Genomic DNA, 15,038 nt, shown 5'->3' on the forward strand with positions numbered 1-15,038 from the left:
AGATTAATTAGGTAATTCCAGCGTAACGGCAGGTAATTTCAATCAACCGTACTAAAGCTTTAATTGTATACCGGGTAACATCTTCTATCAGTTGTCCTTTGCTGTCGCAGGTACCAAGACCTGGTGAGATATAGATATTGCCGTCATAAGCAACTGTTGGGATTACGCCCATTTGCGCCATCCCCGTCTGGAAGATATTGCTACCGGCATACATATCTTCGATCGAGAAAATGGGTATACCCAGTTCGCCGCCTTCCCACGTTTTTTCGTAGTTAACTTCAACGGCAGTCGAGTTGTAAGACTTCGAGATTATAATGCCGTCTTTGAGGCGGGCCGGCAGGTTGATGTTAGCAAACTCTTCTTTGACGATTCTTTCTAAAGCGTCTACAGGATTGGTCAATACCGACGGGTTGTCACGCAGTACTTTGAGAGCCTGAACTTGGCTTAATAATGCTTCTTTACCGGGATCGAAAGTAACGTACGCGGCTTTGCCGTAAGAGGCGGTAGTACCGTGGCGGTCACCGTGCATGCCCATTGCCCGGCGGATTGGTACCATGAATTCTTCTTTGCCGATAATGAGACCACTGGTAGCTGCGCCGGTAGCTTTATCCATGCTGTAGATGATAACGTCGGCGCCGTTTTTGAGCGGATTACAACCTACGAACGGCACACCCCACGCATTGTCGATAACATAGGGGATGTCATAGGAATGGGCTAAGTCGGCAAGATATTTTTGCAAAATCGGAGTGCCTTCTTCATCTTTAACAGCATAGCCATAGCCGGGAGTTTCATAGCCCAGGCTGGTGATACCGGTTAAAAACGGTGCGTGAATACTGGCGTGTTCGCTTAAAATGTCGAGAGATTCTTCTGGATCAACGCCTGTTAAGAGTGGCACCGGATGATACTTAATGCCGTGGACATCATAGCGGGCACCGGCCAACGGCACAATAACGGTGTCCAGATTGTTCTGACGTTTGCCATAGAAACCAAGCTCACCGGCAGTTGTTCCACGGTCGCCTAATATATCTTTATACCGCGCAGGGAATGGGCGACCATAGGCGCCTTGGTGATGTAAGTGCTTTTCATATGGAGCAATGTAGCGTGAGCGGTAATTATCGCCGCGCCCCATCATCGGCGGGCTGAATAAGCTGTCAAAAGTTACCCATAGACCTGCTTCGCAGGTCGAGACAGGTGCGGCATCATATTCATCACCATATACAGATTTAACAATCTCACGAATGTCGTCAACCAGTTTAGCTAAAGGAATTACTTCTTTGGCACCATGTTCGCTAAATTCCATGATGTCATCGCGTAACGGAGCCGGACAACCGGAGATGGCACCAGTCAGGCCAAATTTGCCTCTGAGTTCTTTCGGAATGTTAATCTCGTCGGCCGCCTTGCGGGCGTCAGCATAAATATTGGGGATATTTTGTTGGAGATGACGGTACATTTGAAATTTAAATTTGTGGGTGCTCATTTGTGTTCCTCCTTATACTTTGTCAGTTTTTAGTTTTTAAAGAAAAGTTTGTTATTTAACTTTTACAATCATTTCTACTTCAACTGCAGCGTCAAGTGGCAGTTCAGCCACACCTACGGCTGAACGCGCGTGTTCGCCAGCCTTCCCGAAAATCGAGCCTACCAATTCGGATGCGCCGTTAATTACTTTAGGCTGATCGACAAAATTAGCTGCGCTGCTAACAAAGCCTACTATCTTGATTACTTGCTCAATATTATCGAGTGAGCCGATAACGCTCTTTATTGCGGCAAGGCAGTTTATCGCACAAGTTTTTGCAGCGTCGTAACCTTGTTCTACCGTCAAATCTTTGCCAAGTTTTCCTTTGAACTTAAGTTCGCCGGCAACGAACGGAATTTGTCCGGAAGTGTATACATAGTTGCCTTCTTTAACCGCTGGAACATATGCGGCTACTGGTTTAGGGGCGTCAGGAACCGTAATACCCAGTTCTTTTAATTTAGTTTCGTAGCTCAAATGTATCTCTCCTGTATTTATATAGTTAGCCAATGGTAACTTCATTACCAACGACAATAACACCACCTTGCATTACTTCGAAAAAACCAACATAGGCAATGTTATTGACTTTACTCCCAGGCTGTGCTCCTTCATCAGTGACAATTAATTCATGAATTTCCGTTTGCCGTAAGGCGCGTGAAGGGGGCTTAATGAGTTCTAGCCCGTGGTTTTCGTACACTCCGTCCAGGACTACTACTAGCCGACCTACAATAGGCTGTTTGGCGTAGTATGGATTAAATGTGCCAAACATATTGCGGGCATAAGGGTCGGACACGTGTTCAACATCCTCTCAGAACGGAATAAATGCTTATGTTTTTTATATTGTGCCGAAAAAAAACAGTAAATATGTAAAAAGAGACCCTGTTTGCCTAGGAAGCAAACAGGGTCTCAAATCTAAAAATTATATTATTTTCGCGCCTTCACTATCAATAGTAAGAACTCGATAGCTGGCTGCAACTTTATGTAGTTTGAAAGCATTTATCATCGCCTGTCCCACCTCATCGGAGTTTCCCGCGGTAAAGGCCAGTAAACAAGGTCCTGCGCCGCTCAGTGCCGCTCCCAACGCCCCCGTACGGCGGGCTGCTGCCAAAACTTGAGCCATACCTGGTATGAGTTGCTCACGATAAGGTTGGTGTAACCTATCTTCAAGCGCGCTTTGTAAAAGCCTCAGTTCACCAGTACATAGCGCTCCAATCAAGAGTGCGGTACGACTGACATTGAATACTGCATCGGTAAACGGCACTGATTCAGGTAAAACCTGCCGGGCGGCTTTGGTTGACAGGTTAAATTCAGGAATAACAGCCACCATTGAAAATTCCTTGGGCGGCAAAAAACTAAGATATTTGGCACTCCCATTTTCCATAATACTTACGGTAATTCCCCCAAAGATAGCCGGGGCAACATTGTCGGGATGACCTTCGATGGCTGTAGCCATATTTAGAATGTCCTGTTTGGTTAAACTGGAACCGGTTAGTTCATTTGCCGCTACCAACCCGGCTACGATGGCCGCCGCACTGCTGCCCAGCCCCCGTGCCAAGGGGATATCATTGTACATTTTGAGATGAATTCCTTTATATTGTTGCCCTGTTTTCGCAATAACCATCTGTATGGCTTTAACAACAACATTTGATTCGTCGGCAGGAATAATTCCGGCACCTTCTCCGGCTACTTCCAGAGATATTCCGCCTTCTGCATTTAAGGTCAGTTCCAATTCATTATAAATTGTGCATGCTATACCGACCGCATCAAAACCCGGGCCACAATTTGCCGTTGTCCCTGGTACACGGATTCTTACGGTATTCGCCATGGTATCGCCACCTTTAAAGCTACTAAACTATGAGATTTGCGCTGCTTCTACTCTGATAACATTACCGACTTTACTTACTACTGACATACCAAGCAAGGTGTTCATGGCCAGGCGGATATTTTCATTTGAAACCCGGTAAGTAAGAAGAACAAGCTCTGTGCAATGCTCTACTTTACGTTTCTGAATTACCGAGTGCAGGCTGACCTGCTGCGCGCCAAACGCGCCGGCGATAGCCGCGAGTACTCCTGGTTTATCCTCAACCAGCAGCCGTATATAGTAAGGAGATTCGGTTTTTGTAACAGGATAAATATGGGTTTGTTCAAAGCAAGTGCACAAAATCCGGCTACTGACATTATGGCGGATGTCACGGGCCACATCAATAATATCAGCCGTTACTGCGCTGGCTGTCGGCAGTTCGCCGGCCCCGCGGCCATAGAACATGGTTTCACCCACAGCATCGCCTTTGACAAATATCGCGTTGAACACATCGTTAACGGCAGCTAACGGATGAGTGCAGGGTAAGAAAGCCGGATGCACCCGGACATTAATACCGCGGTCATCATGTTTGGCAATAGCTAATAGTTTAATTACAAATCCAAGTTCCCGGGCATATTCAATGTCTTCGATAGTGATGTTAGTTATGCCCTCAGTATACACGTCATCCAGTGTAACTCTGGCACCAAAGCCGATAGACGCCAGTATGGCGATTTTTCGCGCCGCGTCAAAACCGCCAACGTCGGCAGTCGGATCAGATTCGGCATAACCTTTCGCTTGGGCCTCAGCCAGTACGTCGTTATAATCCATGTGTTCATTAGTCATTTTTGTGAGCATATAGTTGGTGGTGCCGTTGACAATTCCCATAATTTCGCTGATTTGATTAGCAGCAAGACACTGTTTTAACGGTCTGATAATAGGTATGCCGCCACCAACGCTGGCTTCAAACAGAAAATCGACATGACTTGATTCAGCCGCTTCAAATAATTCCCGGCCATGTTTAGCCACAACGTCTTTATTGGCGGTAACTACATGCTTGCCGGCTTTAAGTGCGGCTAGCATGTAATCTTTGGCCGGCGTTTCTCCACCCATCAGTTCAGCGACGATTTTTATTTCGGGGTCGTTTAGTATCTCATCAAAGCTTGTGACAATAGTTGCGTTGGTTGCTACATTTCTTAATTTGTCCGGATTTCGTACCAGTACCTTTTTGACAACAATTGGCGCCCCCACTTTTTTTTCGATACTATGGGCATTTTTCTCCAATACTTTAATAACACCGGTACCAACGGTACCGCATCCTAACAGAGCAATGCTGATTGCACTCATCATTTTCCTCCTAAGCCTGGCCTAGAACTTCTAACCTTTTTACTCCATCTACCATCCTCAATTTGTCAAGCATAGCTTCCAAGTCGATAGCTAAATCGGCAGTTTCAATGGATATAGTGGCGTTGGCTACTCCCTGGAGCGGAATACCCTGATTAATGGTAAGCACGCTGCCGCGCTCATTGGCAATAGTATTTAGGACTCGTGATAGTACGCCTGATTTGTGCTCAAGTAACAAAGCTAGAGTGACGATTTTTTCTTTACTGGCTTCATAAAACGGAAAAACATAGTCCTTATATTTATAATAGGCGCTACGGCTTAATTCCATTTTTTCTACTGCTTCATTAATTGTTCTTGCTTCACCACGTTTTAATAATTCTTTAACTTTAATCGTTTTTTTGATGGCTTCGGGCAAAATCTCTTCCCGAACTAAATAAAAAACAGCTTTTTGGCCTGTAACCATGTTCCCCCTCCTCGGTACTGCTGTTGCGGATGTATATCTGTATATGGTAGACATTATATCATCAATGTACCGAAAAAAACAAGCCAAAATGTAAAAAAATTAGCCAGTCCTTTACAGACTGACTCTAAATTTGGAAGTTGTAGTTAACTGCATTAAAATATGATACATATTAGTCCACCGCTGCCTTCATTAACAATTTTTTGCAACGTGTCCTTAAGTTTAATTTGGGCATTTTCCGGCATGCTTGTGAGTTTATTCTGAATTCCTTCACGGACAAGCTCATTTAATGATTTACCAAACAAGTTAGTCCGCCATATTTTTTCAGGTTCACCTTCAAATTCCCGCATGAGGTATTGAATAAGTTCCTCACTTTGTTTCTCAGTTCCAATTATAGGTGATATTTCAGCTTGAACGTCAGTCTTGATAATATGTAACGACGGAGCTGAAGCTTTAAGTTTTACGCCGAATCGGTTTCCAGTGCGGATGATTTCAGGTTCTTCCAAAACCATTTCATCAAGTTGGGGCGGCACTATGCCATAGCCGGTTTGTTCTACTTCTTCCAGGGCAGAGGAGATTTTATCATATTGCCGTTTGGCCACAGACAAGTCTTTCATAAGTCGCAATAAATGGTGTTCACCAGCGATAGTAAATCCGGTAAGTTCTTCAAGGACACTGTAGAATAGGTCTCCCCGGGCTGTCATTTCAATAACGGCGATACCGCTGCCAAGGTCCATATCATGGAGGATTACGTCGGCGACAAAGTCATAGCCGGACAAATCATCAATGGCGCGGTCAATATCCCGCAGCCGGCGAATATATTGAACAACCTCGTCGACAGCACCTTCAAATTTTTGCCGTAGCCAATGATCTTTATCAAGCTCTTCAACCCATTTCGGCAGCGTAATATTAACTTCCTTGACCGGGAATTCATACAGAACTTCTTGCAATATGCCATAGATGTCGTCATGCGAAAGCTGGGCGCAGTCAACAGGGATTACCGGAACATCATAAGTACCTTCAAGTTTTGCTACCAATTCCCGTGTTTCTTTTGAATTAGGTTTGCCAGTATTTAAAATTACCAGGAATGGCTTTTGCAGCTCTTTAAGTTCGTTAATAACCCGTTCTTCGGCGGGAACATACTTATCCCGCGGTAAGTCAGTAACTGTACCGTCCGTAGTAATTACTAGGCCAATGGTTGAGTGCTCGGCAATTACTTTGCGAGTACCAACTTCAGCTGCCTCCTGGAACGGAATCTCATTTTCGAACCAGGGTGTCAACACCATGCGGGGACCGTTTTCTTCTTCATAGCCCAGCGCACCTTCGACTGTGTAGCCAACACAGTCGACAACCCGCACTCTAACATTTACATTGTCTTTGACATTGATTTCAACTGCTTCATTAGGAATGAATTTGGGTTCAGTGGTCATGATTGTTTTACCGCCAGCACTTTGCGGCAGTTCGTCTTTAGCCCGTTCCTTGTCAAAGGGATTAGTTATGTTGGGTAATACCATTGTCTCCATAAACCGCTTGATAAAAGTTGATTTACCAGTGCGGACTGGTCCGACAACACCAATATAAATATCTCCACCAGTGCGTTCGGCAATATCTCTAAACAGGTCGAATTTTTCCATCTGGCGTCTCCCTCCCTGATTACGCTGATTAATCATTATAAATATATGACAGGCCGATCCAATTATGACAAAATATAAAAGAGTATGGTAACTAAAAAGTAATTATACCTTACTTTATTAGCGGCCATACTCTTTTATGACAAGTTTTATTAATTCCAAATTAAATTATTAAGAGCAACTTCTTCGACTTCGTGGGTTCGGCTACGGGTCATAAGTTCCAGGACAGCGTTTTTAGGAGATTTGCCGTCATATAGCACAGCATAAATTTGTCCGGTTATCGGCATTTCAACATGATATTTTGCCGCTAGCTGATGAGCGATCATTGTTGCGCGAATTCCTTCAACCACCATGGACGTTCCAGCTTGGATTTCAGCTACCGTTTTACCTGCCGCCAACTGTAAGCCTGCCCGCCGGTTGCGGCTGTGAACGCTCGTGCAGGTAGCGATTAAGTCGCCAATACCGGCTAATCCGGCAAAAGTAAGGGGGTTGGCCCCCATTGCCATTCCTAGCCGGGTAATTTCGGCTAACCCGCGCGTCATAAGCGCCGATCTGGCATTATCGCCAAAACCTAGTCCATCGGCAATACCCGCACCAAGGGCGATGATGTTTTTGAGGGCTCCGGCTAGTTCTACCCCGATAATATCAGGGTTGGTATAAACGCGAAACGAAGGCAGCATAAAAGCATCTTGAATATATTCGGCTACCTTCCGTGATTTTGCTGCGACAACAGTGGCCGTCGGCTGGTTTAGCGCTACCTCCTCGGCATGATTAGGACCGGACAGGGCGGCAATTTGTCCGGCTGCTGCCGGGATTTCTTCAGCAATAACTTCGGACATGCGTTTTACCGAGGCTAGTTCCAACCCTTTGGCAGCACTGACGATTACTGTTTTAGATGCGACAAAGGGTGCTAACTGCGCTGCTGTCTGGCGTACGGCATGCGACGGGGTTGTCAGGATAATGAGCTCGGCGCCGCTGGCAGCCTCAGCGAAGTTATTGGTGACAGCAACCGTTGGCGGCAATTTGCAGCCAGGCAGGTAGTTATTATTTTCTCTGGTCGATTGGATTTGGTTACAGAGCACAGATGACCGCACCCACAAGATGACTGACTGATGTTTTTGACCTAAGACGGCAGCTAGGGCTGTGCCCCAACTACCGGCGCCAATTATTGATATATGCATTTCTTTGTCTGTCACTTCTCCTTTCCGGAACCGGTGTGGCTCTTTTCTCCGGCTTTAATTTTGGGTTCGCTTCCTTTTAAAAGACGCTCAATGTTTGGGCGGTGCCTAACAATTACAAACAAGGCGGCTAACATACCGAAATAAAAAAACTCCTGTTGGGCGCCCAGCAGCCACATACTAACCGGCACGAACGCAGCCGCTACTATTGAAGCCAGTGATACATACCGGGTTAGGTAGACAATTATTGCCCATACGGTAAAGACAATGAGCGTTACTTTCGGAGCAATCATGGCAATTACCCCTAAGCCAGTTGCCACGCCGCGACCTCCACGGAATCTCAAGAAAACCGACCAGTTGTGTCCGGCAATGGCTCCTATACCTCCAGCCAGTGCAGCCAGTGCTGTCCCCCCTAGATAGTGGCCTAAAAGTACACCTGCAACACCTTTAGCGGCGTCAGTTAAAAATACCCAGAATGCCGGCCATGGCCCAAGCACCCGGTAAGCATTGGTAGCACCGATATTTTTGCTGCCAAACTGCCGTAAATCAACATTGTATAAGTTTTTACCAATAATCAGTCCGTTGGGAATCGAACCGATAAGATAGCTGGCAATTATAACCAGCAAATATTCCATTGTCCCACTCCCTCAATCAGTTTATTCATCTTTTTCTTTACGACCGCGAACAACCAGCTTGAGTGGGGTTCCTTCAAAGCCAAAAGCTTCTCGTAACTTGTTTTCCAAAAAGCGCAAATAGGAAAAATGCATTATTTCGGGATTATTTACAAAGAAAATGAAAGTTGGCGGCTTAACATCAGGTTGTGTGGCAAAATAAATTTTCAGCCGTCGTCCCCGGTCGGAAGGCGGAGGATTGATAGCCACTGCGTCTTCAATAACTTGGTTAAGCACGCTGGTTGCCACCCGCATCGCGTGCTGGTCGGCTACATATTTAATCAGCTCAGTTACTCGGTGAACGCGTTGTTTGGTGAGCGCCGAAGTAAAAAGCACGGGCGAATATTGCATAAAACCCAACTCATTACGGATGGCTTCGGTAAACCTAAGTGATGTCTTACTATCTTTTTCAATAAGGTCCCATTTGTTCACAACAATAATACTGGCCTTACCTGCTTCGTGGGCATAGCCGGCAATCTTTTTATCCTGCTCAGTTACGCCTTCTTGAGCATCAATGACCATAAGCACGACATCACAGCGGTCAACAGCCCGTAGTGACCTGATTACGCTGTAGCGCTCAACCGGCATGTCGATTTTAGCCTTACGCCGCATCCCGGCAGTGTCAATGAGGACAAACGGTGTACCGTCTTTGGTAAAATGGGTATCAATGGCATCGCGGGTGGTGCCGGGAATGTCGCTGACAATAACCCGGTCTTCGCCAATGATGGCATTAACTAACGAAGATTTGCCGACATTTGGCCGACCGATTACGGCAACTTTAATTTGGTCATTATCTTCAGTATCAACATGCTCCTCGGGCAGATTTTCGATCAACCGGTCCAGCATATCGCCGATATTAAGTGCATTAGTGGCCGAAATGGCAATTGGATCGCCTAAACCCAGGTTATAAAACTCGTATGTCTCGGCTTCATTTTTCATATTATCAACTTTATTTACAACAAGCAACACCGGTTTCCGGGTGTTGCGCAAAATAACGGCAACTTCCTGGTCAGCTGAAGTCAGACCAGCTTTGCCATCGACAACAAACATGATAACATCAGCTTCGGCAATTGCCAGTTTGGCTTGATTGCGCATGGCTGTGAGAATTTTATCGTTTGTATCAAACTCAATGCCGCCGGTGTCAATCATGGTAAATTTACGACCCAGCCATTCGGCGTCCATGTAAATACGGTCCCGTGTAACACCCGGCATGTCTTCAACAATAGAAGTACGGCTCTTACCAATGTAATTGAATAAAGTCGATTTACCAACATTTGGTCTGCCAACAATTGCGACTATTGGTTTACTCATCGAATACCACCTTGTATCTTTTTAAAAATCTATTCCCTGGCGGGCCGGGACACCATTGTTAGACGGATGTTTAATATCATGCATCTCGGTTACCAGATGAGCTAAGTTTATAATTTCAGCTGGGGCATATCTTCCAGTCAAAATAACTTCAGTATTGTTGTTCTTTGCGGCTAAAAATTCCACCACAGCAGAGGTATTCAACAGTTTAGCAGCCATTGCTACATTAATTTCGTCCAGAATGACAATATCGTATTTTTGGGAAGCAATAATTGATTTTGCTTGTTCCCAGCCTTGTTCAGCCAGTTTACAATCAATATTTTCCGGGTGTTTTAGATTAACAAATTCCTCGCGTCCGGCTTGAATAATCTTGAAATTAGGTAGTTAATAGGCGGCTTTTATTTCGCCATAGTCATTATTCTTCTTCATAAACTGAATCATACACACTTTAAAGCCGTGGCCTGAGGCGCGGAAAGCCAATCCCAGACTCGCCGTAGTTTTTCCTTTACCGTTTCCTGTATATACTTGTATTAAACCAAGGTTATCATGCTTACCCACATCATTTCCTCCTCTCGGTTTGAATCATTACCGCCAGGCAGCAAGCAACTCTTTTAAGTCCCGGGCAAAATATGCAGTACGTACCGGAACGCCAAGCTCAGCGGCAATAGTCTCGGGCGTAGTATTGTCAAGAAAGATTTGTTCACCTTTTCTAAGCGCTACTCCGGGTATAATAACACCGGTACGGGGACCGGGGAGTGTTTTCAAAGCCGCAGTAATATCGTTACCGGTTAACAGACCGGTAACGGTGACATTGCTCCCAAAAAATTTGTTGTCTACCGCGACTAACCGGATTTTGAGATTAGCAATATTGAGTTTGGCTAATAGTGGTTTAATAATCTTTTCCGCCGATACACCACAAACAACGTCAATATAGTGAGGATTGTTATAACCATTGCCAGCTATTGGCTGTTCTTCCCATTCGGCTAAGAAGCTGCGGACAATGCCAACGCCATTTTCAAGTTGAGGAAAATTATCATAAGTTTCATAACTTGGGATTTCCTGGTCTGCCGCCAGATAAAATTCATCAGCTAAATATACAAACGTAGCATCAGTTTCTTCACGGCATTTATCTTGCCACTTTTTCACCAGCTTAATAACGCCGTCGGCCGCCACTTTGGAAAAACTTGTTAACGGATAGCAATGGTCGCGATAACGGGTCAGGCCTACAGGTACAATAGCCAGTGATAATATCGCCGGGTGCATGGCGTACAAGTCATTAATGGTTTTTTCTAGTTCTGCCCCATCATTTATTCCCGGACATAATACAACTTGGGTATGAACTTCTATCCCGTTGTCAACAAGATCTTTTAGCTGTGTCATGATCTTGCCGGCTTGCCGGTTGTTTAGCATTTTTTGTCTAAGTTCACCATTGGAAGTATGGACCGAGACATAGAGCGGTGACAAGTGCAGTCGGGTAATACGGCTTAGATCACGCGGACCAAGATTTGTTAAGGTAATAAAATTGCCGTATAAAAATGACAGACGGTAATCGTCATCTTTTATATAGAGACTGTCCCGCATACCGGTAGGCATCTGGTCGATAAAACAAAAGACGCATTTGTTGGTGCATGGCCGTATTTTGTCAAATACGGCACTTTCAAATTCTAACCCAAGATCCTCATCATAATCTTTTTCAACAGTAAGCAGTTCCTGTTCGCCGGAGGTGTGTTCGATTAATAGATCAACTTCTTCTTCTGCCAGCGCAAAACTAAGATCAATAATATCTTGAACAGCCTGCCCGTTGACTTCAAGCAGCCGGTCTCCGGGCACAAGGCCTATTTCAGCGCCAATACTATCAGGTTTTACATTAGATATAATGCCTTTATATGTCAAAGTATTCCCCCCTTCTTCATATATTCCTTTAATAGCTATTTTTTCCTGCAAAGCGTAGCATTAAACAATAAATAAATAAAAAGGCAGGATATAAGCCTGCCTGTTATAATTACAACTATTTTTTATCGTCTTGTTCTTCAGACCACTGAGAACTTTTTTGAGAATTACGGCGCTTTCGCGATTTAGGTCCAAGGAAATTGGCAAACTCAGTTGTCGCAAACTTTTTGAGCTTGGCACCTGCTTCTTTCATACTGCCAGTACTCAAAAACAAGAAGGCTGCGCCGCCAACAATGAGCAGCCCTAAAATCCAGCCCATTGATTTAGTCGCCCCAGACATACCGCCGGCAGCAGATCCCAGTCCGGTAGGGCCGGCAGCACCGGTGGTCCCGGCTGCATTCGGACCCGTTGTACTGCTTGATTTACCTAAAATTGTCGGCACGACATCGGCGAATAATGCAACACCTTTTTCGGCCGTTGTGCGATCATTGGTATGGGCGCCTACTTCCAGTAGCATGGACCGCGGATGCAAATCCTGGTTATAGTCGCCGCCTTTGGCAAAAAAGATGCCTTTTACTAAGCCAGGATGTTGTTTGTCGGCAGCCGCTTTAATTTGCAAAGCATAATCTTCAATCTGTTTGCCTGTCGGTCCGTATTTGCCGACAACTAGTTGGACTTTACTTACATCCTGGCCATTAATATTTGTTAAATACACCTGCGGCGGGACGGCATCCCGGTGGACATCGAAGATGGCGTCAGGCTGTTGTGTTTTTATAAGATCAAGTGCTGTACGGCGGGAACGTTCATAGGCCATGTCATCATGAGGGTCATGCTTGGCTTGGGAATGAATTGCCTCAATACCTTTACTCTTTAACGTCTCAGCAAAACTGTCGCCGACTTTATAAATGCCGCCAGCGCCGTCGATGCTCTCCTTACCATCGGTTGGCACATAGGATTCGTCCGAGTGGGTGTGGTAAATGGCCACTTTGCCGCCGCCCTGAGCTTTGGCAATATTCGGTTGGAGAATGTCCTTTAGTTTGACCAGCAAGCTTTGGTCTTCGTTATAATAAAGTGACAGGTTCACCTCGCCTATGAATTTAGCATGGGCAATATCTCCTTCAACACTGACAACTTCATAGCGGCGGTTTTTTTCGGTAAGGACCTGATCTCCTGCTTCAACCCGCCAGCCGGTAAGATATACCGGATTGCCGGCTTCATCAACAATGGTCGAATACCTTCCGTCGTTGTGTTCACTCGCCAAGCCTACAGCGCTTGTTGTGATAAGTATCAGACCCAGGATTATGGCAGTATATAATCTAGTCATCACTGCTTTTACCCCCATTATCTGAATCTTGCTCTTGAAATTTAGGTTGTTTGACATTCTCTCGGTTTGCTTTTTGTTTATCATTAGGGTGTAGTTCTTTACTGAACTCATATAAGCCTTCAGGACGATGTGGCCCCAATACAGGCCCACCTTGCAGCTTTTCTCTGGTTTCGCCAACAAGCTCGGCGATCATGACGGCAACAATGCCGGCAATCATTGTAACATCAAAAGCCCCGGCTCCGCCAATTGCCGTAGTACCCGGAATGCCCAGTCCCGCTATAGTTATGATATGGATTATATCGCTCAGAATTATTCCCAGTACACCGCCGATAAAGGCGCTGCGCCGCGAACGACCGGCTATATAAGCAATAAGACCGGCTGATATTCCGTAAATTAGTTTAGGATCAATAAACATGTTTTCAGGTTCATACGGTAAATAACGCGATCCTAAGGATACTGCACCTGCAACCAGTAGCGAAGAAACAACAGCCCGTACTCTTTCGGCAGTTTCGTCAGCTTTATAAATAAGATAAACACTGAGCAAGAAAGGCAGCAAAGCTCCGCCGACATTAAGGGTAATTTCCATAGGAGTACGCATTATCGGGATGTCAATAAAGCTGCCGATGATAATAGCGGCAATAAACAGTAGCGCTTGCTTATCAGTCATCCGCATGCGGTCAAGGATTCGTTGAGACAGTCCAAAATACACCAACACGCTGACAACTAAAAGTAAAATCATTCCGAGCGGCATATTCATCATATTGTTTCACCTCATCGCTTGTGATAGTAACGTATCAAACCTAGTTTGCACGATTGCCGCCATATTAATGCAAAAGCATGGCCTTTTTGGGCCATGCTTTAATGGTTTTTTTTACGTTCTGCAAACTGTGTCGGGGTTATCCCTCTTGCCAGCAACCATTCCCGGCTGTAACCGGTAATGACTATAGGTGTAAATATAAGCTCGCGAATGTTGCGGGCCCCCACTAAGAGCATATAGCGCTTAATATCGGTGATAAATTTATTAAACCAACGTACAGCTCCCTCTAAACCTTTGCGTTGTAAGATTTTAAGCACAGGCCCGGCTATACCGACCGAAGCGCCGCCGATGGCCAGCGCTTTAACGACATCAAGTGGTGTTCGTATTCCACCTGACACAATAACATCAACGTTATTCCCAGCCACTGACAATACTTCGGTCATGGCAATGGCTGTGGGAATGCCCCAACCTACCATTTCGGCGTCCAGATTCAGCCGCCCACGCGCCGCCTCAATGGCCAGGAAATTAGTGCCACCTGTTCCACCCACATCGATGGCCTTTACACCGACGCTGATAAGGGCTGCTGCTTGTTCCCGCGCAATACCACAGCCGACCTCTTTGACAATGACCGGAACTCCGACTTTACCGACAATGGTTTCTATGTTAGACAAATAGCCGCTAAAATTACGGTCACCTTCGCTCATGATGATTTCCTGACCAGCGTTAAGATGAATTTGAATAGCTTGCGCCCCGATCATCTCAACAGCATACCGGGCAGCGTCAGGGGCAACGTGAGCGCCAAGGTTGGCAAATAGTACGCCGTTTGGATTGACTTTTCTTACTACCTTGTACGATTCGGCTACTGCCGGATCTTCAATTGCCGCATACTGCGAACCTACCGCCATGGGTGTGGTGGTCAGGCGGGCAAATTCGGCTAATTCGCTGTTTATATGAGTGACATCAGAAGCGCCGCCAGTTATGGCGTTTATAATTATTGGCTGCGGCAATGAGATACCCGCGATAGCAGTACTAACATCAATTTCTTGCCAGGCAATTTCCGGCAAGCAATTATGCACTAAGGTAAAATCGGCAAATCCGGCAGCCGCCGGTCCATCGTCGAGCAGCATAGAGTATTTTAAGTGTTCCAGTTTACGTGACTGTCGCATT

The 15,038-nt window shown here is 45.6% G+C and carries 14 protein-coding genes and 1 pseudogene; all 15 read right to left on the minus strand.

Annotated features, from left to right (window positions below; translation table 11 throughout):
• Window positions 1-7: 7 nt before the first annotated feature.
• Complete coding sequence (locus SCACP_RS09485) at window positions 8-1,477, minus strand: hypothetical protein (RefSeq protein ID WP_425061089.1); 1,470 nt, start codon at window positions 1,475-1,477, stop codon at window positions 8-10.
• A gap of 51 nt (window positions 1,478-1,528) precedes the next feature.
• Window positions 1,529-1,987: a RidA family protein gene (locus SCACP_RS09490; protein ID WP_425061090.1), complete on the minus strand. Its 459-nt coding sequence runs from the start codon at window positions 1,985-1,987 to the stop codon at window positions 1,529-1,531.
• 25 nt (window positions 1,988-2,012) lie between these two features.
• Entirely contained in the window at window positions 2,013-2,303 is a 291-nt protein-coding gene (locus SCACP_RS09495; RefSeq protein WP_425061091.1) for a DUF6917 domain-containing protein, read from the minus strand.
• Window positions 2,304-2,429: 126 nt separating this feature from the next.
• Window positions 2,430-3,335, minus strand: coding sequence for a homoserine kinase (gene thrB, locus SCACP_RS09500; protein WP_425061092.1), 906 nt, complete (start codon window positions 3,333-3,335; stop codon window positions 2,430-2,432).
• Between the two features lie 27 nt (window positions 3,336-3,362).
• Entirely contained in the window at window positions 3,363-4,658 is a 1,296-nt protein-coding gene (locus SCACP_RS09505; RefSeq protein WP_425061093.1) for a homoserine dehydrogenase, read from the minus strand.
• Window positions 4,659-4,665: 7 nt separating this feature from the next.
• On the minus strand, window positions 4,666-5,115 hold the full coding sequence (locus tag SCACP_RS09510; protein WP_084575084.1) for an ACT domain-containing protein: 450 nt from the start codon (window positions 5,113-5,115) through the stop codon (window positions 4,666-4,668).
• A 152-nt stretch (window positions 5,116-5,267) separates the two neighbouring features.
• Window positions 5,268-6,746 (minus strand): stage IV sporulation protein A, encoded by a 1,479-nt coding sequence (gene spoIVA / locus SCACP_RS09515; RefSeq protein ID WP_425061094.1) that lies wholly within the window; start codon window positions 6,744-6,746, stop codon window positions 5,268-5,270.
• Window positions 6,747-6,895: 149 nt separating this feature from the next.
• Complete coding sequence (locus tag SCACP_RS09520; RefSeq protein WP_425061095.1) at window positions 6,896-7,939, minus strand: NAD(P)H-dependent glycerol-3-phosphate dehydrogenase; 1,044 nt, start codon at window positions 7,937-7,939, stop codon at window positions 6,896-6,898.
• Complete coding sequence (gene plsY, locus SCACP_RS09525; RefSeq protein ID WP_425061096.1) at window positions 7,936-8,556, minus strand: glycerol-3-phosphate 1-O-acyltransferase PlsY; 621 nt, start codon at window positions 8,554-8,556, stop codon at window positions 7,936-7,938. Before plsY ends, SCACP_RS09520 begins: the two co-directional genes overlap by 4 nt.
• A gap of 21 nt (window positions 8,557-8,577) precedes the next feature.
• The gene (gene der / locus SCACP_RS09530; protein WP_425061097.1) at window positions 8,578-9,903 is read right to left on the minus strand and encodes a ribosome biogenesis GTPase Der; all 1,326 of its coding nucleotides are present in this window, start codon (window positions 9,901-9,903) and stop codon (window positions 8,578-8,580) included.
• A 21-nt stretch (window positions 9,904-9,924) separates the two neighbouring features.
• Window positions 9,925-10,458, minus strand: a pseudogene (cobO, locus tag SCACP_RS09535) (cob(I)yrinic acid a,c-diamide adenosyltransferase).
• 27 nt (window positions 10,459-10,485) lie between these two features.
• A complete protein-coding gene (locus SCACP_RS09540) occupies window positions 10,486-11,793 on the minus strand; it encodes a DUF512 domain-containing protein (protein ID WP_425061098.1) in 1,308 nt (435 codons plus the stop codon).
• A 115-nt stretch (window positions 11,794-11,908) separates the two neighbouring features.
• Entirely contained in the window at window positions 11,909-13,114 is a 1,206-nt protein-coding gene (gene spoIIP / locus SCACP_RS09545; RefSeq protein ID WP_425061370.1) for a stage II sporulation protein P, read from the minus strand.
• A complete protein-coding gene (locus SCACP_RS09550; RefSeq protein WP_425061099.1) occupies window positions 13,107-13,874 on the minus strand; it encodes a DUF1614 domain-containing protein in 768 nt (255 codons plus the stop codon). Before SCACP_RS09550 ends, spoIIP begins: the two co-directional genes overlap by 8 nt.
• Before the next feature lie 98 nt (window positions 13,875-13,972).
• Entirely contained in the window at window positions 13,973-15,037 is a 1,065-nt protein-coding gene (gene fni, locus SCACP_RS09555; protein WP_425061100.1) for a type 2 isopentenyl-diphosphate Delta-isomerase, read from the minus strand.
• Between the last annotated feature and the right edge of the window lies 1 nt (window position 15,038).

This window comes from Sporomusaceae bacterium ACPt (assembly GCA_041428575.1).
Lineage (GTDB): Bacteria > Bacillota > Negativicutes > Sporomusales > Sporomusaceae > Sporomusa_D > Sporomusa_D carbonis.